Source organism: Nostoc sp. 'Peltigera membranacea cyanobiont' 232 (assembly GCF_002245985.1).
Taxonomy (GTDB): domain Bacteria; phylum Cyanobacteriota; class Cyanobacteriia; order Cyanobacteriales; family Nostocaceae; genus Nostoc.
Window position 1 is genome coordinate 1 of the sequence record NZ_NOLK01000139.1, and the last position, 21,602, is coordinate 21,602.

At 43.8% G+C, this 21,602-nt stretch carries 11 protein-coding genes; 3 read left to right on the top strand and 8 right to left on the bottom strand.

What is annotated here, in order from left to right; translation table 11 throughout:
- Positions 1-137: 137 nt before the first annotated feature.
- The 4 genes from CDG79_RS31010 to CDG79_RS31025 form a co-directional block, all read right to left on the bottom strand.
- Positions 138-995 carry a tyrosine-type recombinase/integrase gene (locus CDG79_RS31010; protein ID WP_223278434.1) on the bottom strand — a complete coding sequence of 286 codons (858 nt, stop codon included), beginning with the start codon at positions 993-995 and terminating at the stop codon, positions 138-140.
- Positions 996-1,554: 559 nt separating this feature from the next.
- On the bottom strand, positions 1,555-2,862 hold the full coding sequence (locus tag CDG79_RS31015; RefSeq protein WP_094345551.1) for an aKG-HExxH-type peptide beta-hydroxylase: 1,308 nt from the start codon (positions 2,860-2,862) through the stop codon (positions 1,555-1,557).
- Positions 2,859-4,031 carry an FxsB family cyclophane-forming radical SAM/SPASM peptide maturase gene (locus tag CDG79_RS31020; RefSeq protein ID WP_317616628.1) on the bottom strand — a complete coding sequence of 391 codons (1,173 nt, stop codon included), beginning with the start codon at positions 4,029-4,031 and terminating at the stop codon, positions 2,859-2,861. Before CDG79_RS31020 ends, CDG79_RS31015 begins: the two co-directional genes overlap by 4 nt.
- 418 nt (positions 4,032-4,449) lie before the next feature.
- Positions 4,450-4,758, bottom strand: coding sequence for a hypothetical protein (locus CDG79_RS31025; protein ID WP_094345553.1), 309 nt, complete (start codon positions 4,756-4,758; stop codon positions 4,450-4,452).
- A gap of 481 nt (positions 4,759-5,239) precedes the next feature.
- Here CDG79_RS31025 and CDG79_RS31030 point away from each other — a divergent pair, with 481 nt between their 5' ends.
- The 3 genes from CDG79_RS31030 to CDG79_RS31040 are packed head-to-tail and all read left to right on the top strand — an operon-like array spanning position 5,240 to position 8,439.
- Positions 5,240-6,448 carry a sigma-70 family RNA polymerase sigma factor gene (locus CDG79_RS31030; RefSeq protein WP_094345554.1) on the top strand — a complete coding sequence of 403 codons (1,209 nt, stop codon included), beginning with the start codon at positions 5,240-5,242 and terminating at the stop codon, positions 6,446-6,448.
- A 2-nt stretch (positions 6,449-6,450) separates the two neighbouring features.
- A complete protein-coding gene (locus CDG79_RS31035; protein ID WP_094345555.1) occupies positions 6,451-7,602 on the top strand; it encodes a DUF1822 family protein in 1,152 nt (383 codons plus the stop codon).
- A 3-nt stretch (positions 7,603-7,605) separates the two neighbouring features.
- Positions 7,606-8,439 carry a DUF928 domain-containing protein gene (locus CDG79_RS31040; RefSeq protein ID WP_094345556.1) on the top strand — a complete coding sequence of 278 codons (834 nt, stop codon included), beginning with the start codon at positions 7,606-7,608 and terminating at the stop codon, positions 8,437-8,439.
- A 515-nt stretch (positions 8,440-8,954) separates the two neighbouring features.
- Here CDG79_RS31040 and CDG79_RS31045 read toward each other — a convergent pair.
- From CDG79_RS31045 to CDG79_RS44240, 4 genes are all read right to left on the bottom strand, one after another.
- Entirely contained in the window at positions 8,955-11,315 is a 2,361-nt protein-coding gene (locus tag CDG79_RS31045) for a CHASE2 domain-containing protein (RefSeq protein ID WP_094345557.1), read from the bottom strand.
- A 403-nt stretch (positions 11,316-11,718) separates the two neighbouring features.
- A complete protein-coding gene (locus tag CDG79_RS31050) occupies positions 11,719-16,443 on the bottom strand; it encodes a CHAT domain-containing protein (RefSeq protein ID WP_094345558.1) in 4,725 nt (1,574 codons plus the stop codon).
- A gap of 706 nt (positions 16,444-17,149) precedes the next feature.
- Entirely contained in the window at positions 17,150-20,926 is a 3,777-nt protein-coding gene (locus tag CDG79_RS31055; RefSeq protein WP_094345559.1) for a glyoxal oxidase, read from the bottom strand.
- A gap of 481 nt (positions 20,927-21,407) precedes the next feature.
- Positions 21,408-21,602, bottom strand: a 195-nt coding sequence (locus CDG79_RS44240) for a hypothetical protein (protein ID WP_223278435.1), incomplete at its 5' end; no start/stop codon positions are given.

A 21,602-nucleotide genomic window follows, 5' to 3' on the forward strand; every position in this document is an offset into this window, starting at 1 on the left:
CCTTCTGCCCTCTGCCTCCTGCCTTCTGCCTTAAAGCGCGTAACCTTTCATCATCACCAAAAGTTGCCAATAACCAAATTATGATTCAAATGACAAAGTTCTAGGTAAACTACCCACTTTTCCCCTTCAAGGTGTTGTTAAAATGGCTCAGACCATCGCTTAACTAAAACCTCTCCAGAACTTCTATCAGGGCTAACGTGCAGATATTTACTCGTGGTATCCAAACTTGTATGCCCTAAAGTAGCCTGTACCAAATGCACCGGAACACCTTCATCCAAAGCGTGGGTAGCATGACTGTGCCTAAACCAATGGGCTGAAACATTCATAGCATTCTCTAATTCTGCTGCTGCCGCCGCCCTCTTCACCACTCGGTCAATATGGGAAGGGGCCAAGGGTCTACCCGTCGCACTGGCAAACACAGGCGCATCCTTCAACGCCTCACCGCGCAGTGACATCAACTCCAGCCATAGCGACTGGGGGACATGGACTCGGCGAGTCCGCCCACCCTTGCCGTAAACATTAATCTGCCCACCGCCGCCGCGAGAAGCAATCGCATCCTTCCACCGCAAACCGCACAACTCAGAAACCCGAATCCCAGTTAAATACAGAGTTTTTAAAATTAACCGATTGCGCTTGTCAGTCGTCGCGGCAATCATCGCATCCACATCCTCTGGTGTAAGAATACGCTCCACCAAGGTATCTTTCGGCTTGGGCAACTTGAACTGCTTGGGGATAGGACTGCGGTTTAGGGGCGGTTTCTCCAAGCTGGTCACATAGGAAAAGAACGCCTTGAGAATATTGAGATGCTTAACTTTTGTAGTGTCTGCCTCTTGCAGAGAATCTAACCAATCCCGGACGTGACGGATCTGAATTAGGGCGATCGCGTCTACACAGGTAAAAGTTAAGAACTTGCGAATGGTATTGTGATACGAAGCCCTTGTTTTACCATGATGCACGTCCAACCATTCTTCCACCAACTCAGTCAGCGTTCTCATACCGGGGGATAGGTGTGTGATGAGTAGCTTTCTACTATTACACTCCATTATCCCTGGAAAGGTGATTGTTTCGTGAACAACTTCACACACTTAACTCAGGCTTATCAATCGCGCCGCTTGTGATCCTGATTCTCTCGTCAATTGATAAGTTTTACTTAATTCCCTTCATCAGGTGGAGGAATGCACCATGAAAGCTGTATGCAATACCAGATTTAGGATCAATTGATATCAATATTGATATCAACGCGGATCTTGATCCGCCCCGCAAGCAGATTTTCACCCCAGGTTCAGATCCAACTTGAAAACTTTTCTTGTGATGTAGAGATTCTGTAAACCTTGCAGCGCAGGACTTTCTGTAATTTTCTTCTTTCTGACTTCTGCCCTCTGCCTTCTGCCTAAACCAACCCACTATTGATCACCAAAAGCTGACAAGAACCACGCTATGGTTCAAAATTTGGTCATGCAGGGGGTAAAATCACACTAGAACAAATCGCACTCGTCCGGATCTCGGCTCAATGCCGAAAAAAGTCAAAGCTGCTTTGACTTTTTTCGGAGATGTCTAATGACTCACTAGTGCATCAGGCATCTGAACTACGGAAACTAACTCTGGATTCGCTTTGCACCAAGCGTTCAGGTGAGCTTTCACCTGAACGGGCAACTTTTGGCTGGAAAAGCCCAGTTCCATTTCATGCGACTCAAGATCCTCTTTCATCGATTGAATAATAGTGCGACCGATGTCTGCAAGTCTATTGTCAGGAACTTGAGCAAGACCGAGTCGCAACTGATAGCAGACCTCTAAGCGCCTTCCCCGCAAACGCTCAACCTCCTTGGCGTCACGGAAAAGTTTCTCCACAGCAATATAGAAATTGGCTACTCCTGAAAAGACGTAGAGCGCGTGGAAGAGTCCATACAACGGGCGGGGATCGTTACGCCACGGGGAGTAGAACTTTTCGCCTGTTTGCTCTGCAATCACATCTTGTGTATCCATCAAGATAAATAACTCTGTGTGATAAAACTCATGGACGATTGCTTCAGCTAGGTCAATATCCGTGCCAGCCTCAGAAAGAAAAAGTACGCCATTGAGGTTTGGGGAAGTATGGGATTTGTGAACAACCCCAACATCAGGAGTCATAAGCGGGACATACCATCTGACTACTTTGGCAATTTGCAATCCGAGTTCATTGTCCACTGTCGCAATGAGGTCAAGGGCTCTGGCAATCATCTTGGCATGCGCTACGGCTCCAGGTAAGTCGGGCAAGATGTCATCGATGTACTTTTCCTCAAACAATACGGGTTCGGAAATCATTAACAGCACTGCTGGCTCAAAACCGGGAATGGGAATTGTTGGAAGCTGCAACGCAGGTTCAATCCGGTCGAGGTCGATAGCAAAGTGGCAATCTCTCCCTTCGACCTCTAGAATCCTATGGCTAACAAGTCGCAGCGCCGTGATCGCGCCCGAGGATCTCACCCGAATTCCTAATTGCGGTAAGATGATATCAGACCCTTCTACTGCTGGCAGTGTAAAAGTTGTGCCAATGGGTAGTTGCTCAAAATATGCGTCAAAGGCAGTCATCAGTAGATGGCGACTGAGGGTGTTAAAGTCGGCGCAACCACGGACAAGAACGTCAATGCCACAACAGATATTCTTCCAAAAGAAGGGCGTTCCCTTCTTTACAAATTCCAAGGCGTTAAGACTTTTGAGAGGTATCAGTTCCCGCTGGAGTGAATCCGCCATTGCTACGCCTAAGGATGCCGTGTTGCGTATGCAATCGTCAAGCATTGAGAATTGAAGCGCGAGACCGCATTCATAAAGTTGTTCTGCATTTGTTAAAAGTTTTGCTACTATCAGCGTATTCCTAGTATTCATACCGTTACGGTTTCCAATACTTGCTTGTTCAGTTCTCCAGCAACCGCTGCATGAATATGACGAATCAGCTTCGCTATATCTGCACAGTAGACACTGGGGTTATCGAAACCTCTTTCAGATGAGTATCGGTGCGGTAAATATCCGCCACCGCAAATGTCAACAACTGGACACTCTTTACACTTCTGGCAGAGCGCATCTGCACCCAGCTGCCTGCTGCGAACTGCCATATCTTTTGCAACAGTATCAAAGTCATGTTCGCCAACGTTGTATTCGAGCTTTGTTGCTCCTTCAAAAGTTGTTTTTAGAGTATCAACCGCTTCAAGAGAACCATTGGTTTCTATAACGATTAGGGCGACTGGATCGAGACCAATTGCCTCCACTAAAGATGAGTGACCGCATAGCAGTCTGATGATAGAATCAAAGATTCGTATGCGGGTATTTGTATGTCTATAAAACCAATAATCGAAGATTTGAATTAACCAATCCGCGTAGGGCGTTGCATCAGCATCAATTTCCTTTGCGGGAGGACGACGGTCATGATTATTCAATGGGAGAAGAAAGTCTATATTTGCAGTATTGAAAGAGAGAAGATACTCAATGACTGCAATTGGATCGACAGTTGTGTTGATTACGCTGAGAAAGCCGCCAAAAATCAACTCATAGGGTGCTGATGTCAGTAATGCAAGCTTTTCTTCAAGCTTTGCTGAGGTTGGTTGTCCTCGATGATCGACTCGATTAATATCGTTGACTTCCGGAGGACCGTCAAGACTAATTCCTATGGATAGGTCTCGCTCTAGGAAGAAATCACCAATTTCCGGAGTAAATAGGAGGCCGTTAGACTGAAGTCCCAAGTCAAGCTGAATTCCAGAACCCGCAAATGTTTCGTCAATGATGGCAACGATTTCTTTGAGGTACTTTACACCTCCAAGTAAAGGTTCTCCTCCGTGAAAGTTGAGAGATACATTCGGTACATTGTGAGCCTCACAGTGTTCGCGCATGCGGCGGGCTGTTTGACGAACGACAGGTTCTGACATGAATCTCGGCTGCTCGCGCCAAAGGCTATCTACAGAATTGTATACATAGCAATACTTACAATTAAGGTTACATCTGCTGGAGATTTTCCACAAGAAGATGTTAAATGGTACAAATTTTTGAATTTTCACTGTCACCTCAATTAAATTTGTCAAAAATTCAAAGTTACAGAAAGACCCAGTTAATATTCTTCATTAGATGAGATGAAAAACAAACCTTGTAACTAAAAAAAAATACAGTTAAGATTAACCCTATATATGAAAGCCCGTTCAGACTTCTATAAGTTATCTTTTTTTGTAATTTTAACTGTACTTGACTTGCCTAATTAAAAACTATAGGGACTATTAGACAATTCTCCTAATATTTTGAATTCATTAGGTCTCTAGCACAATTAGATAAATATATGCAGAAAGCATTGCGTTCAGCTATTTACAGCAATTTTCATCTAAATGAACCACACCTTTTGTAAGGGCATTCGCCTTTAGGCGTTCCCGTAGGGTACAGCCGGAGTGCCCCTACGATTGTGGTCTAATTACCTGAAAATTGCTGTAAACATCAGGTTACAGACCTCCTCAAGCTATTTTTGCTGTGAGAACTGGAATGAGAATCATGCGCAACAAAATCCTTTTTACGAGTGTTTTCCAGCACCTGCTTCAGAACACTATTTTTGATGTTGCCTATTTCTTCAACACTCATTTTGCTCAAATCGAATTGTTGCAGCTTTGTCCTGACTTCTGAGGTTGTTGATGTTGGTGCTGGTGGTGTTGTTGCAGCACGAGCAGGAATGACGAGCATTCCTAATGCAGCTATGGGTCCAAGTCCCACTATAGTGAGAGCGCTAAGTGTCCAGCGATTATCTGCCATCAGTGTTTACTCCGATAGTTCTAAAAAGTACTAATTTTTGGGGGTCAAGTAGCAATGGAGCAATCTTGAAACCTTATTCCTTCCTGATTCTCCGAAGAGTGAAGGCAGTTAGTTTTTACGGCTTAAGCATTTGCTTCCCAGGTATGAAAACCTTGAAAATTCCTTAGCGTACAAAAAACCTTTTTTGGCACGGTGATGCCTTATTCATAGTTGTCATGGATTTAATCTCCTATTTAGAATTCTCTGTACCGAATGTAGTGTGATGTAATTGAGAAAAGGTTGTTGTTACCCCTTCATCAACTCCTTACGACTGCTTTGATTTTTTATGCACCGCTTTAGGTATGGAAATTCAATTTTTTGTTGGTGCAAACACTTCGCATCATGATTCATCTCCCAAACACCTGTGCTATGGGCACTCAAAAACTGCTATAAATTTATAGGTTGTCTTTTCTGGAAACACTTGGTTAAGTGCAGGTAATTCATGCAACCCAGGCAGGGCATTGTTACGATATTTTCTTCGTTCCTGCAATTTGAAGCAGATCAGTTTTCGGATTGGCGTGTTGACCTCAAGTTGCGGCGCAGTATGGAAAATGCTCTGTTGCAGGTTTCACAGAACCCGTCGGAAAACTTTTGGGTGGTTTACTGGTACAAGATTTGGCAGACTCAAGCCAGTATTTTGGCGGCGGCGCATATTTCGGCTTATTTACAAGAGGTGTGCTACTGGGTTTCCAGAAAAATTGCCACGAATTTTACAGGGTCATTGTCTGTGGCTGATTTGTTTCAGATAGCGATCGTCCGCGTTGACAAAATCTTAGCAAAATTTAATCCCCAATACGGCTCGAATTTAAAAGGCTACGCAGAACTTGCTTTTAAAAACATTATTAAGGACACACTGCGCCAACGACAGGAAGCAGATATCTGTACAGACTGGGCATTACTGCATAAACTCAGCCGGAAGCGATTGCTAGAATCTTTACAAAATGCAGCCTTTAAAAGTCCAACCATCGAGAGTTACATTTTAGCCTGGGAATGTTTTCAGGAACTCTACACTGCGGAAAACACAAAAGTTCGTAAACTGGTAAAACCAAATCCTGCAACATGGCAGGCAATGACTAATCTTTACAACAGTCAACGTTTGCGCCTCGGTTGTTCATCTAGTTCCACAGCTAGTCCACATTCTTTAGAAGAGTGGCTGAGTACCTGTGCTACCTCTGTTCGCGCCTTTCTTTACCCAACTTTTGTTTCCACAGATGTTTGCCTCAATGAGGATGGAAGTGGTAATTTCCTAGACATCTTACCCGCAGACTTGCCAGAATCTCTACTAACAGAAATTATTGCCCAAGAAGAAACTGCAAACCGACAAGAACAACAAACTGAGTTGAATACAGTTTTAATCCAAGCCATAGCTGCTCTGGATATGCAGTCACAAAAACTACTTAAAATTTCTTACAATCAGCAAATCACGCAACAACAAATTGCCCAACAGCTAGAAATGAAGCAATATACTGTTTCTCGTCGTCTAAGCAGCATTAAAAGGTGTTTGTTGTTAACTATAACTCAGTGGAGCCTTCATACCCTGCATATCTCCCCCACACCCAACGTAGTGGAAAATATAAGTATTAGTTTAGAAGAATGGCTCAAAGTTTACTATTATCATGGCAACCAGTCTACCCAGATAGAACGACCCTAGTTATGTTTAGTGCATCTGTTCCATTTACTTATGACCTCAATCAGTTGTACCTGGAGATTGTCCAGATGCCCGATCTGCTAGAGCAATTATACTCAACAGCAGGTGGTCGTCAGCGGGCTTTGATTAATCAACTTTGTCTGGATGCATTTCTACCCTGGCTACAAGCAGAAATTGCTCCCAGAGCTAGGGTTTATCCCAATGTTGCAGCGTTACCGAGTTTTTGGGAAGTTGTTAATGGCACTGGTATTGCTTTAGACAATATGCGGCTTGTTTTGGTTCCCAGTCTAGCGATGGATATGGATGAATTGCGAGTACCGCAAGAATGGATAGATATTCCTAACTGGGTTGCTAACTATTACTTAGCAGTACAGGTGAATCTCGATGATGGCTGGATGAAAGTTTTTGGCTATACGACACATCAACATCTAAAAACAATTGGGGTTTATGATCCAAGCGATCGCACTTATTCCTTGGAAGTTGAAGATTTAATTTCCGACCTCAATGTTCTGTGGATTACACAGCAACTGAATTTTCCCCAAGTCTTACAAGCAGAGATTCCACCTTTATCACCACTAGAGCAAACGCAAGCAGAGAACTTGTTAGAGCGCTTAGGTAATCCAGAACTGATATTTCCCCGGTTGTCAGTTCCTTTTTTTCTGTGGGGAACATTGTTAGCGCATGGCGGCTGGCGAAAACAATTATATGCGCGCCGTCAAGGTTTAGCAGAACAGTGGTCGATACCGCAATGGCTCCAAGCCAATGGCTCAAACTTCCCTCAAAACCTGGGATGGTTGCAACAAGAATTTGTACAAGTGCGCTCCGGAATGCGAAGTCAAGAAAAAATACTCGGTTTGCGTCGCCAAATAACTATAGCAGGGAATACATACGAATTTCGCATTTTACCTAGTGGTCATCCAGAAGAACATATTTGGCGCTTTGAATTGCGAAGTTCAAGCCCAGGGAGTATAATTCCGATTGGATTTAAACTGAGACTGTTAACCGAAGACCTTCAAGTATTTGAAAATAATGAAGATACAGCAACAACTTCCGTAGACGTTCTATATGTAGAAGTCATGTTAGAGCCAGGAGAAGGATTAGTTTGGGAAATAGAACCAATACCAGAAGAGTACGACCGAGAAATTTTGCGGTTTTGAAATATGAATCAGTCTGTTCAACCTCTGACTCTTGTCAAGTACCTGCTTTGCATATTATCACTATCACTAATAAGTAGCATTGTCATAGAGACTCTAGCAAAAGCACATCCTTCCCAGCCTCAAGTTGTCACTGTCAAATTCATCCCTCCCCCACCTCCACCGAATCGGGGCGCACCTGGAAATCGTGGCGAGGGAGGTAGCCGTGGCTGTGGAAGCAATCAGTCTTTAAAGGCACTTGTGCCTGTTTATCTCAATACTGTAAGCCAGAATCAGGGAGAACCCATCTCTATTACCCAGGTTTGGGGATTGACCAGCAAACAAGACCCAACCTTTTTGTTTTTTGTTCCGTATAACCGCTCATCAATTAAAGCGATGGAGTTTGTTTTGCAGAATGAACGGAATAAAACTATCTATCATCAACCAGTCACCATTCCAGAAACACCAGGAATTGTTAAATTTCACCTAATATCAAAGAATGCTTCTTTAGAGTTAGGCAAAAATTACCATTGGTTTTTAAAAGTACACGTAGCTTGTGAGCCACAAAAGTCAACAGAAGTTAATAACGTTGATGGCTGGATGCAGCGGACTAATCTAAATTCGGCTCTAGATGCAAGCATTAAGGAAGCAACTCCCCAGCGAAAGGTAGCGCTCTATGCTGAGAATGGAATTTGGTATGATGCTCTAACTACTCTAGCAGAACTTCGCTTTGCCCACCCCAAAGATCCGACTTTGGCAGCTGACTGGACAAGTTTGCTGAAGTCCGTTGGCCTTCAAAATCTGACAGCACAACCCCTTGTAAAATGCTGTAGTTCTAAGCTTGACTTTATCCAAAATTAAGAACTCGGTTTTCTTTATCCGGTAAAACCTAGATTTTGCAGGTAAGTGTGGTTCTTGTCAGCTTTTGGTGATCAATAGTGGGTTGGTTTAGGCAGAAGGCAGAGGGCAGAGGGCAGAAGTCAGAAAGAAGAAAATTACAGAAAGTCCTGCGCTGCAAGGTTTACAGAATCTCTACATCACAAGAAAAGTTTTCAAGTTGGATCTGAGTCTTTGTCACAAGTTCTACGACGACAGGCAAAATCTTAAAACCCTTCTGCCTTCTGCCTCCTGCCTTCTGCCTTAAAGCGCGTAACCTTTTATCATCACCAAAAGTTGCCAAGAACCGTAAGTGTATCTGACATCACAAGTTTTGTCTAATCAAACTCTACACTACTATTGTCTGGCATATCTGCTGTTGCGATTATTGCGCTTGTAGCTGTAGTTTTTTTGTGCAGGTCTTTCAAGATTTTTATCTGAGTCGTCCTACCAAGCGCTTGGCAGATCCAGAAAATTAACTCAATATAAGAATTGTTATATTAGCTATCGGTTACTTGTCGGGCTTGTCGGGTCAGTGATGCCTTATAGAAAGCTATACTACCACCGCTGCCAACTAAAGCTAATGCTGAAGGAACCAAAGGCAGCCAACCACCCGCTTCAATTAAAATGACCAAACAGATTCCATACAGGCAGGCGATCGCTACAGCAATTGCCAAGTAAAAATAGCCTAGTCGTCTCAAATACCAGGCAAGCAGACTACCCACCAATGACCATCCCCCAACCCAGATTGTTTCTTCCCAAACAGAGCAAGTCCATAACAAAGGTCGTCCATCCAATACAGTACTAAGCAGTTGACTAATCATTTGTGCTTGGAGTATTACCCCCGGAATTTCCTGAGAAGAACCGAGGTTTGTCGTGTATGGGGTCAAGGAATAGTCTCGAAAGCTTTCCGCAGTTGTGCCAATTAACACAATCTTATCTTTGACTGCATCAGCATGAAGATGCCCTGCCAATACTTCCTTCAAGGTTATCTGCGGGCCAATATCTTTCGGGGAACGATAGGAACGATAATTTAATAAGATTTGATGCCCCCAAGCATCGATATTCTGATATCCTCCCGTATGAGCTTCTAAAGGTGTGATAGTTGTTTTTCCTAGTTGCCAGTAACCCTCTAGTGTAAATCGCAGCGAGATTCCTTTACTAGCTAAATAGTGTAGTGCTATTTGGACGCTAAATGCATAGTTAGCAACACAGGAAGATGATGGAGGAGGAGTCAATGCCAGCAGATGACGACGCACGATATGATCTGGGTCTAAAACAATATCACTAAAACTCAAACGCTCTGGTGAAACTTCTGGTGGTGGTGGAACACCGGGTTTTTTCGCTTCGGGGTCGCTAACTCGACAAATACTCACTAGGCTATCCGTTTGTTGCATCCGCTTTGCCAATGCCGGATAATTCTTCTGTACTACGTAATCACGGTATATATCTAAACCAATAACTTGGGGTTGATACACCTCTAATTTTTCTAACAGCTTCGCCAGTGCTTGATCTGACAATGAACCGCGCCCTTGTTCTTGGGCTTGAGCCTCCACATCCTCTTCAGTAACAGTAACAACTAGTAAGCGAGAGTCTTGTTTCTCATCTGGACGTAGCCGCAAAATTTGGTCAAATGCTTTTAGCTCTAAGGGTTGTAGCACCCCCAGATACCGCACCCCCATAACTAGTGCGGCGATCGCCACACTCACAAAAAGCATTAAAGAAAAACCTACCTTGTTAGTTACACTTTGCCGTTCTTGTGGCATCGTGCGTCTTGCTATAAAACCGCTCAATTCCTGCCAAGTCGGTGGTGTTTCGGCAGGATTTTGGCAAATAACGGGCAACCAGGTAGCACAGGGGAATTGATTCTCTAGCCCCTGTAACCTTTCTCGTGCTTCCCGGACTGCTAGATACAAAGATTCTCCTCTGACAAAAGCTGCTAAGAAATACTTCAAAAACTCTTGTGCAACCCTATCTGGAACTGGTTCCCGCATGACAATCAGTTGTGGAATTTGGATATCTGCAAACTCCCGTGCCAAACCCAAGCCATCACAAGAGTTAAAAATTGCCAGTTTTAGACCCCTTTCTACTGCTTTTTTCAAGGCATACTTTAACTGATTAATCGTTAAACTCTCGGTTTGATTGATGTATATTTTTCCAATTTCACCCGTTCCCTGACTGGAACTGTGTCCCGCGAAAAAGAGAATTTGCCAGTTTTTCTCCCACAATTGATCTGTCAGGTCTTTGTATTTTGGCTCTACTAAAAAGGTAATATCTGTATTGGCTAACTTTTCAAGTAGCGCTCGGTCTGCCTGCGTATCAATGCCTTGGCTATTGCCTAAAATTGCTAAGATTTTTACCATACCTGCGGGGGCAAAAAGATGGGTTACTTCTTCGTAAACAGGCGCACTTAAGGCTATTTCTGTGTTGGGGTAATGCTCCAATAGTTCCCAAAGATGCCAAGGAAGTTTTTGTAGTCGCAGGTCTTTGGTTTGCAAGATTACTCGTACTTTCTCTGATGGCATCAGTTTTTCTAACCATTTATCGCAAATAGGGCGAAAAGAATCGGATTGGAGCCAGGTATTAAAACGTACTTTCAATTCCTCAGCTACTTGCTGGCATTCTTCCAGGGTTGGAGCTTGTTTCTGTTTCTTGGGTAGACCGATGGGGCGAGCAGGTAATTCCAGATTGCGGTAAATAGATTGCCAACGATAGTAGTAATGCTTAATTTCCGGGTCTGGTGGTAGCTCCCCTGTAATTTCCACAGCAGGGCGGGCATTTTCGTCACCAATCTGTAGTGTGACAGGAAACCCTTGCTCAAAGTTGCCTTCTCCTAATTTCAAGATGACTAACTTCCCCACAGTTACTTCTCCACAAATGGTTATATAGCAATTTCATTTCACCCTTGATTAATAGTATCTAAATAAACTTTAAATTCAGCAGAACGGTGATAACTAGCTTCATACGTTTCTTAAAGCAATATGGCTTTTGGGACACTGGGAAATCTCCAATACTTGTCGGTTAAGGGGAAAAGGGGAAGGGTAAAAGGGAAAGAAAAAACCTTTAACCCTTCCCCTTTAACCTTTTCCCCAAACCAAATTCTGAGTTCAAAATGCTTAACCGAGTAGTATTGGGTAAATCTCTACGATGCAATTTTAATTAGAGCAATAGACAAACTGGGGAAATTTAAGCGCATCATATTTATCCTGCTTTTGCTAAAATCAACCCAGAGCAAAAGTGATAAAATCCCAAACCTAAAAAATATTACAAGCCATTTCCAATCAAAATAAATGGTGCCCAGTAGTAAGGATGTGAAAAGCGAATAGTATTATCACTATGCAGTAATGTGAGTTGTGCTTGACGTAAAGCTTGAACCTTTGTGATTTGATTGGTATTAGCTAAATTACTGTAAAATTGACGCATCAAATAACTGGTACTGATATCACTAACAGACCAAAGGGAAGCCATAACAGCTTTGACTCCATTATTCAAAAAGTAGTAACTAATAGCATTAATTTCCACCCCGTCTTGTCCTTTTTGACCAAGAGCAGTTTCACAAGCAGAAAGAACAACTAAATGTACATCTGCTAAATCTTGTAAAGTTTCAATCTGGGAAATAGTTAATTTATCACCATTACCTAATAGCAAAAAAGAATTGTCAACACCTCCCGGTTGAAAAACAGCGTGGGTCGCTATGTGTACAATTTTATGCCCGCGTAAATTATCTCTGAAAGTCCGATAATCAAAAGCATTATTGAGAAATTTTTCTCCGGGATAAATGCCTTTATTCTCATTGGGTTTTTGCTGAATAATAGCATCTAATTCTGATATTACATTGGGTAAAGCATTAAAACCAGGTCTAGCTTCAGATAAACCTAATCCTAAAACTGAAATGCTTTGCTTTCCTGATAGCAAATGGTCTTTCGTATCTGTTAAATCAGCAGATAATATTGTCGAAACACTATAATTTTCAATCAGATATTTTTGACCATCAAATAACGCACTCATCGGAATATAGCGCGTTACTCTATCCAAAGAAAAGACAAAATTCTGTACTTGATTTTTTTTCAATTCCGGTTCAATGGGTTTAATCAACCAATTGTAAAGTTGTTTCCCAATAGCTTGAACTTCCTCTATATTAGAACTACGGTCTTGCAGTAATTCTCGGAATTTTCGGACAGTTTCTACTAATTGAGACTGTTTGACTGGCACCTCAACAGTTTTGAGAATCCCTCCTGTTGATGCCCATAAAATCCAGATTTTATCTTCTAGCACCAAAGGATAAACTAAGACTGTATTAGGTTGTGCGTCCAGAATTTCTTTGGCTTTGCGTCCAAAGTCCTTTAGGTTGAGATAACCTGTATCTTGAATAGGTCTTTCACGTACTTTTTTTTCTATACTTTGAATGTTCTGATTAAATTGTGTTGTTAAAGCGTCACGTTGATCTAAGAGTTGGCTTAACTGGCTACAACGATTTTTTTGACACTCATCAATTTTTTCACCAAAAGCTATCAAAGTACCATTTTCTTTTTTAATTTGTTCTTCACTAGCAGTTAATGGTATTTCAGGAGTTTTAGTTAAATTATTAGTAGTCAAGGCAGGAGTTTTATTACTAGGATTGCGGGTAAAGTCGCGTAACTCCTGTACCTTTAGCAGTTCCAATACCTGTTGTGCTTCTGCTTGTCGCCCTTGGGAAAGTAACAAATCTGCTAACTCGCGATAAATATCTGCCCTTTTTTCTTTGTCTCGACCTACTTGTAAAAAGGATAATTGTAACTGTGGTGGTAGCCCTTGAATTTTTTGCCGTACTTGTTCTATTCCACTCACGGCTTGTTTATAATAAGTAATGGCTGTCGTCGGCTGATTTAAACTGCGATAAACCCTAGCTAACCCTGTTCTCGCACCAGAACCATTACCCGGAAGCTCAGGGTTGGGAAGAATTGCCAATGCTTGTTGATAAAAAGATATCGCCTGCTGAGACTGTCCCGATTTGCGGTATAAATAACCAAGTTGTGATAGAGAACTTGTCTCCAATTCTTGGTTTTTCAAATTTCTCACAATAGTTAAAGCTTCCTGTGCCTGTGCAATAGCTTTGGGATAATCTTTTAAGCCATCATAAGCAGACGAAAGAGACAAAAGTGCTACACTTTTTAACAAAGGACTTTTAGCTTCCTCAAACAGCGCTACTCCTTGTTGAGCAAGTTCAAGAGTTTTTTGGGCATTCCCTTGCTGATCGTAAATGCCGCCTAACTCTAGCAATAGAATACCTTCCAGTAGATGACTCTGGGTTTTGCGACTAATAGCTAAGGCTTGCTCATAGTATGAAGTTGCTTTTTGATAATCTCCTAAACTACTGTAAATAATGCCTAAAGAACTTAGTGATCCCCATTCTGCCATTGGGTTTTTGATCTCTTGGGCTATAGCCAAACTTTGTTGAGCTAATTCAATGGCTTTGGGATATTGACTGAGGTCATAATAAACCGTACTCAAAAAAGATAGAGCTTGGGATTCAAAAAGACGGTTTTTGCTTTCTCGCTCAATCACCAAACCTCTTTGGATCAACTCCAAAGCTTTTTTATAATAATTGTCTTGTCCACTATCGTAAGCAGCACCCAAAAGTATTAACGCTATTCCTTCCAGATCCCGATTTTTAAGAGTTTGTCCATTCTTAGAAGCACGTTCACCCCTAGTAATTGCTAAAGCTTGCTGACTTAAATCAATTGTTTTCTGACTGTCTCCTAGCACCAAGTAATTACCAGCCAGATTTGCCAAAGCTGCTATCTCCTGTTCCAAGTTTTGAGTTTCTTTGGCAATAATTAATGCTTGTTGAAGTGCGTCAAGACCTTTCGGCAAATTTCCTATATAGTTGTAAGCAATACCAATAAATAACAAAGCCTTACCTTCATCTTCACGGTTTTTAGTTTCCCGCGCTAGTTTGAGTGCTTGTTGATTGTATTCAATCGTTTTTTGCCAATTTCCCAAATTCCAACCATAAGACCAGCCTACTTCTATTAAAGTGCTTCTTTCTAAATCTTGATCTTTACTTTCTTTTGCTTTTTTCAAAGCTTGTTGATAGTAAGTGATCGCTTTTTGCTCATCTTTTAAATCGCTAAATGTAATACCAAAATTTGTGAGAATTATTATTTCTTTTTTTCGGTCTTTGACTTCTTGAGCGATAGCTAAAGCTTGCTGAAAGTAATTAATTGCCTTTTGATAGTCTTGCAAGTGATAATTAGCAAGACCTAAACCTCTTAAGGCTGTAGCTTGATACGGACGATTTTTTATTTCTTGAGCAATAGCTAAACTTTGTTGGTAGTATTCAATTGCCTTCCCGTAATCTTTGAGGGAATCGTGATAAATATTTCCTATATCAAGCAGCAAGTCAGATTCATTATCATGCTTCTTGAGTTCCCGCACAACGGCAACACTTTGTAGATAATATTCAATGGCTTTTGGGTAGTCTTGTAGCGCATTGTATGCTTTACCTAAACCATAGGCTAAAATTTTAAATTCACTTTCACGGTCTTTGAGTTCTCGTGCAACTATCAGAGCTTGTTGAGAAGCATTAATTGCTTTCTGGTAATCTTTCAGGTAATTATGACTATCAACTATATTGGTGAAAATATTTAATTCACAATCACGCTTTTTACTTTTTTGTTCAATTGCCAATGCTTGATTATAATAAACAATTGCTTGTGTGTAGTCTTCCAAATTCTCGTAAGCGCCACCGAGAGAATACAAATCATGAGATTCGCAATTGAGTTTATTAATATCTAAATTAATCTGGACATTCTGTTGAAAGTAATCAAGTGCTTTTGGTTTATATTGCAAAGATTGGTAAGTCTTCCCAAGGCTATATAAAAGCTGTGATTCAATGGTTTGGTTTTTAATTTCTCGTGCAACTTGCAAAGCTTGCTGATAATAATTCAGTGCTTCTCGGTAATTGTTTAGTTTATAGTTGTAAGCGTCACCAATATTTTGCAGATTTATAACTTGATCATCAAGTTTTTTGATTTTCCGGTTAATAACTAAAGCTTGTTGAAAATAATTAATTGCCGTTTGGTAATCTTTTATAGAATTGTAGTAAAGATTGCCTATATAATTAAAAGTAGTAGATTCAGCGTCAGGCAGTTTATTTTCTTGTGACACTACTAAAGCTTGTTGAAAATAATCAATTGCTTTTTGGTAATCATTCAGTAATTCATAAGTTTTACCTAAAGAATTCAAAGCATTACCTTCACTTTCACTATTTTTAGTTTTTTTGGCTAATTCTAACATTTGCTGATAGGAAATAATGGCTTGAGGATAATCTTTTTGGGATTGATAAACACTCCCAAAATTACCTAAAGCATACCCTTGTAATTTGAAGTTATTAATTTGCTTTGCAACCTTCAAACTTTGCTGAAAAAAATCAATCGCTTTTTGGTAGTCTTTCTGGTCAAGGTAAACATTCCCAATCCGCCGCAAAGCATTATACTCAAGTTCGCCATTTTTAATTTCCCGTGCAATAGAAAGTGCTTGTTGTTGCAAATCTAACGCTTTGGAATAGTCCTTTAAACCTTTGTACGTGGCACCCAGAATACTTAAGGATTTTCCTTCTAAGTCACGTTCTTCAATTTCTTTAGCAATACTTAAACTCTGCTGGGAAAATTCAATGGCTTTCTCGTTATTATCTAGGTTAAGATAAGCATTTCCCAACCCCAGTAAAGCCTTTCCTTCTCCTTGACGGTCTTTAATTTCTCGATAAATAGCCAGTGCTTGTTGAAAAGACTCCAACGCTGCTTCATTTTGGCTATCGTCAAGCTGCTTATTCCCTTGTGACAATAGCTTGTCTGCTTGTGTGTTGTGGTCTGCTTGACCGATTATTGGTGTCTGTGATGCTGGTGAGGGTGTTTGTTGTTGTCCATATACCCCAAAACTCAGGGAAAGTAGTATGGTGCTAGTGATGGTAAATATGGCATATAGAGAAAATTTTCCACAGTAGCCCATAAGTGAAGTTTGAGGTTTAGATTTTCAATCAAATAGTTATCTAGACTATAGGAATCCGATGTAATTTGTAAAATACAGGTATGATCAGCCTACACTATTTTGTGTGACAAATTATTTTTAACAAAAAGTAATATTACAGCACGACAGAAATGGACGAATATTTACTTTTATTTTTGAATTACGTGTAGCAGTACTAGGAACTTGCCTCAATAGTTCGCTTAACGTACTTCCTTGAAAACAATGAAGTTAACATCGCTTGTATCAACTAACCCTATTCCTGGTCTACGTTTGACGTTATAAATGTAACCTCTAATCTTAACTACGTAAATTTGAGCCTGGTCGTCAAACAGTTTCCAAGTACCAGTATAATAGAGGCATTGTCCATGACCACACAAGCTCCTGGCCAAAGGTTGGGTACTAGGGGTAAATATTTATATTTACCCCTACTAATCGCGCTTGCAATAAATGCTTCAAATGTTAAGCCAAGGGCGGGAACAAGGCACAGGTAGGTGGGAGCGTAATGGATTAGTATGATTTGTAGCATGTGTTTTTAAATAGAAGGCTTAATGAGAATTAATGACGAAAAAGCAGGAATACAATTGCTCTAATTCTCAATAAACGAGTCATTCAGGAAGATCGTAATTCAATGTAGTACGCGTCATACTATTCTGTTATGCTCCCCTTTCAAGACAGATATGAGTTATCTCTACTCCGTTCGCTTCACGCGCAGTCGGATATCGATGTCCACCTGGACGCCTTCCGGCACGATCGCCTCGCCGATGAAGCGTACCGGTTCGTGGTGATGGTGGTGTGGGTGATGGTGCTCACCGCTTCCCACGCCTACAGGTACCGGCGCGTGTGGTCCGGCACCCCAGGGTGATGGTGGGATGCTGCCAGGATTCCCACCGAATCCGCGAACCCGATCAGAGAGTTGCGCGATCATTCGTGTCAGTACAAGGTACCAGCGGTCCGAGGACGAGGTGACAGAGTGTATATGCTTGAGGATTGCGATCTGGTCACGGTCACCCGTCAACAGCTTAGCGTGGTCAGCATCGATCATCACCCGCATCTCAAACGCGCCTACAATCCGTTGGGCACGGCTAAACTGCTGTCCCAGGCAGTGGAATACTTGCCCGTGTCTAACCCCAGCGGGTAGCCGCAGCGTGATCAGTCCAGCTAAGGCTTGCCCTTGTACCGACGGTGGCAGGGGCAGGAATGCAACATCACCGAGTGTTGAACAGCGCAGCGTGTTCCCATCCACCTGGTACCAAAGCGGTGCATGGGCTGGTGGGAGCAGCGCCAGGACATCGGTAGCTGCGATGCCAGGAAGATAAATTTCGGCTTCCGATTCACGTGGCAAGTTACCCCACCATAAAGCCAGCGCGTCAATCCCTTGCCCACCGCGCGTCGCTGCCGCAACTATCTTTGGACCCACGTCGATGATCTGTGTGCTCTTGATCTCAAAGTTTTGCTGGACAGTGCGGGTAGCTGCATTTCCAGGATTGGCAGCACCCAATAGCGCTAAATTGCGCTGCGAGAGCTTGTCGCTAGTTGATGGGGTATCGCCTGGACGCGGCAGATCTGGTGAGGCCGCATCCAGTTTGTAGTGTACTTCTGTCACAAGGCACTGGTGGAACCCTGCTATCAACTCTTGAATGCTGCGTAAGTTTCCTGCTGGGATTCCGCCGAAGCTGGTAGCGGTACCAGGGTTAGACGGAAAACGCTTATCATTGGGCTGATTTATGTCGAGCCAGCAGCCAAAAAAGCGGACCTGCTCGGTACTGCCAGCAGGGATATCGATTAAGTTTGCCGGGTCCGGCTGGCTTGCCATGTTTTGCGCTGGCGTCACCCGGTCATGAGCAAAGAACGGGATGGAGATGATATCCGACCCCTCTACGCCTAGCAGCGCGATCGCATCTGTTCCTGACACTGCACGTCGGTAAATCGTGTCCATGTCATAGATTAAAGAGGGGCGCATGGTGCGGAACAGCCGAAACATTACCCGTACAGCCTTCGCAGGCACGGTAGCGCTGTCCAATCGTACCCGTGCCAGCGCAAAGCTGTAGATTTTCGGTCCATTCGGTGTGCCATCGGTCGTCGGTAGCAGGCTCAATGCAGCCTGTGCCTCGTCGGTTGGCAGCGTCGCAAACATAGTCTCACCCAGCGCTGGGTTAGCGTTCAGTGCGGCAATTAATGCTGAGATATAGTCGGTTGGACCGCTCCAGACATGCCCTGGAAGCCAGTGTCCAGCAGTTGCTTGCGTGACCTGGAAGACGCGAATGTCCTCACTCAACCAGGGTGGTTGTCCGTCGAGCATGAACGGACTTGGCTCTAGGACCAGTTCGATGTTGCCGGTCGCAGTCCAGTCCCCTGCTGTGACGGTCACTGTCAATACGCGGACGTCATCCGACTGCGTCATTCCAGCAAAAGCCGCCTCACCCGTAAAAGTCAGGTCAAAGGCGAACACGGTGCGCTGGATTAGTTGCGGGCTACCTGGCAGTTCCAGAGCTGGATTGGCAATCGCACCGGAAGCTGACAGACTGGCTGACACACCCGTTCCAGATACGGTTGCTACAGGCGTCAGCCCCAGCACTTCATTGGGGATGAATCCATCGAATACCGCGAAAACGGTGCGCGTATAGGTCGCCACATGGGTTTTCGGATTTTCATTGAACCGCACATCGTCAATGCTAAACACAGAGCGGTCGAAATCAACGTGCAGCCGTTGGCTGCCAATACGCAAGGTGCCTGCCTGTAAGCAAGGCAGCCCACCGGAATCGAGCAGCCACAGCATGTAGTAACCGGGCGGCGCAACCCCACCGTTTGGTGGTGCAGTCACGCTTAAGACTCCTGGTGCGGTTTCGGTGAACGTCAGACCAACATAGCGCTGGTCATAGTCAAACCCGTGCGTGCATGAACCAAACCGGGTGATGGCGACACGGCTAATTGTCGTAAAGGCTGTGCCTGCACCGAGTTGGTATTTCACCGTAAACGTCTCGCTGTAAGCCGCACAGGGAGGCGTGTGCGTAATTGTTACCCGATTAGGCACACTGATATAATCCGGTTCAAAAACCTCCATCCGGTATTCGGCACTGGCCGCCCCAAATATATTGTTCTTCTCGGACCCGGCAGTCAGGACACGCCCGTCCAGCATCAGTAGTGCAGAGGAATGGTAGCCACGTGGGACTGATGCGGGCGCGTCGGTCAAGGCAGTCCAGGTGCCAGTCGTATGATTATAGATTTCAGGTGCCAGTACCGCGAAGAGCTGATCGAACGTCGGGTCATTGGGCGGCAAGTTTTTCCAGGCGTTCGTACCTCCCGAAACGAACACGTCTCCAGTCGGCAGCAGGATGGCGACCGCGTTGGTGCGTGGCGGCACAACCATTGTCCCACCCTGATTAAAGAACGCTTGGCGCGGTGTAGTCTCAGTCCAGTGTGCGCTAGCTTCGGCACCTGGCATGAACGACGTACGTAACGTCTTCACCCCACCGCACAGTAATACATCGACGTGATATTCATTTTCCGGCAGCAACGGCAGCAGTACCGAGGTTGTTGGCTGTGCTGCATAGCCAGGGTTGCGGTAGTCAGACTCAATTAATTGCGGACCATCGAAGCCGGCAGTAATAGTCTGTCCATCGACGTCATAAACGATACTCTTTCCTGCCCAGGTGCCTGTTGGATCGATAGAACCATTGGCAGGAGTCGTATACAGCGGCTGCACAATGAGCAATTTGCCGTCAGGCAGCACGTGTACACGTGGATAGAACACCGCGTAGTCGTGCAGAAAACCCTCGCCAAGCCCACCGGGACTCAACAGTGCCCAGGAGTTGCTGCACGGGAAATAGCGATCGGGTGAGTTGTTGTCGTGACGCGGATCGTCCTCGGTTGGCGGATACTGACTTTCATTGGCCTCATCGTAGTTCTGAGGGTAGACACGCGGATGACCACAAAGCGCAAGTACCGAGCCATCGGCCAGTGTCACTAAGCTTGGGTACCACCGTCCGCCGCCCTTTCCATTTGCCCCTGGCAGCGGCGAGGCATTCATCAGGGACAAGGCTTGCCAGGACGGAATTGCTGCTGGATCGAAGGCGAAACTCTCGCGCAGTCCGCCCCAATGACCGGTGTGAGGGTTAGACGGATCAGTAATGCCCATAATACTGGTGCCGCCGCCCACCAGTAGTCGGCCGTCAGCCAGCAATGCGTGACCACTGCAGAATACATCAAGGTATTTGTTGGGTGCCAGCCCACCGGGTCCAGTGGGCGAACCAGGCCGCGTTGCAATGCGGCTTTGGTAATCCAGCAGCGCCGTGTGATCCACATTGCCAGTGTTATGATTGGTGCCATCCCAACGGTTGCCAGAGAAGTATATGACCGCACCTAGTGTCCCCTGTGGCAGCAATGCAATGTGAACCGCGTGGGTTTTCAGATTGTCTTTAGGTTGCGCTGCCTGGGGGTCGAAAGCTGGTTGCCATCTGTGTACCATATCAAGTTATCCTTCCATTCCATAATTCCTGTGACTTGAATCAAAGTTTGGCGCTCTGCGCCAAGGATTCTGAGGGGGTGACATGAAAGCTAGAACGCAGACAGGACATGCTCCATAGCTTTTTGACCTGCTGGGAATTGAGATTTTTTTTCTTACCCCTTCATCAACTCCTTACGACTGCTTTGATTTTTTATGCACTCTCAAAAATGTAACTGTTTAGGGGTTCTAGGAGAGCGATTTTTGCAGGTTTTACTTTCAGGGTAAACGCAAGAAAATTTATACTTGAGATGAGTTAGAGTGTAGAGGAATCGAAGCTTGTAAAACTTTAAGCATATACTTTTCATCCATGCTGGCTCGCTTTGCTTTTTGACGAATACTACGTTTATAATTTGTTTCTTTATTGAGCAAATTTATACTCCATCGCTTGAGTAGAGCAAAATTCTCTGGGGAGTTCTCTTTACGGATGCGACAAGCATCCTCATTAAATGTAGCGAACTGCAAACATCGGGGGATGAAACTGCAAACAAGCCGATTGTCGGTGGAAGGATAATATTGCCGGAATGGCAAACCTATACTTCCAATTAACTTCGGCAAAATTATGGGTTATTGGCAACTTTTGGTGATGATGAAAGGTTACGCGCTTTAAGGCAGAAGGCAGGAGGCAGAGGGCAGAAGG

What these genes read in the sequence shown, in the direction of transcription:
- CDG79_RS31010 (WP_223278434.1), bottom strand. Translation starts at nt 995, where the DNA reads ATGAGAACGCTGACTGAGTTGGTGGAAGAATGGTTGGACGTGCATCAT.
- CDG79_RS31015 (WP_094345551.1), bottom strand. Translation starts at nt 2,862, where the DNA reads ATGAATACTAGGAATACGCTGATAGTAGCAAAACTTTTAACAAATGCA.
- CDG79_RS31025 (WP_094345553.1), bottom strand. Translation starts at nt 4,758, where the DNA reads ATGGCAGATAATCGCTGGACACTTAGCGCTCTCACTATAGTGGGACTT.
- CDG79_RS31030 (WP_094345554.1), top strand. Translation starts at nt 5,240, where the DNA reads ATGCAACCCAGGCAGGGCATTGTTACGATATTTTCTTCGTTCCTGCAA.
- CDG79_RS31035 (WP_094345555.1), top strand. Translation starts at nt 6,451, where the DNA reads ATGTTTAGTGCATCTGTTCCATTTACTTATGACCTCAATCAGTTGTAC.
- CDG79_RS31040 (WP_094345556.1), top strand. Translation starts at nt 7,606, where the DNA reads ATGAATCAGTCTGTTCAACCTCTGACTCTTGTCAAGTACCTGCTTTGC.
- CDG79_RS31050 (WP_094345558.1), bottom strand. Translation starts at nt 16,443, where the DNA reads ATGGGCTACTGTGGAAAATTTTCTCTATATGCCATATTTACCATCACT.
- CDG79_RS31055 (WP_094345559.1), bottom strand. Translation starts at nt 20,926, where the DNA reads ATGGTACACAGATGGCAACCAGCTTTCGACCCCCAGGCAGCGCAACCT.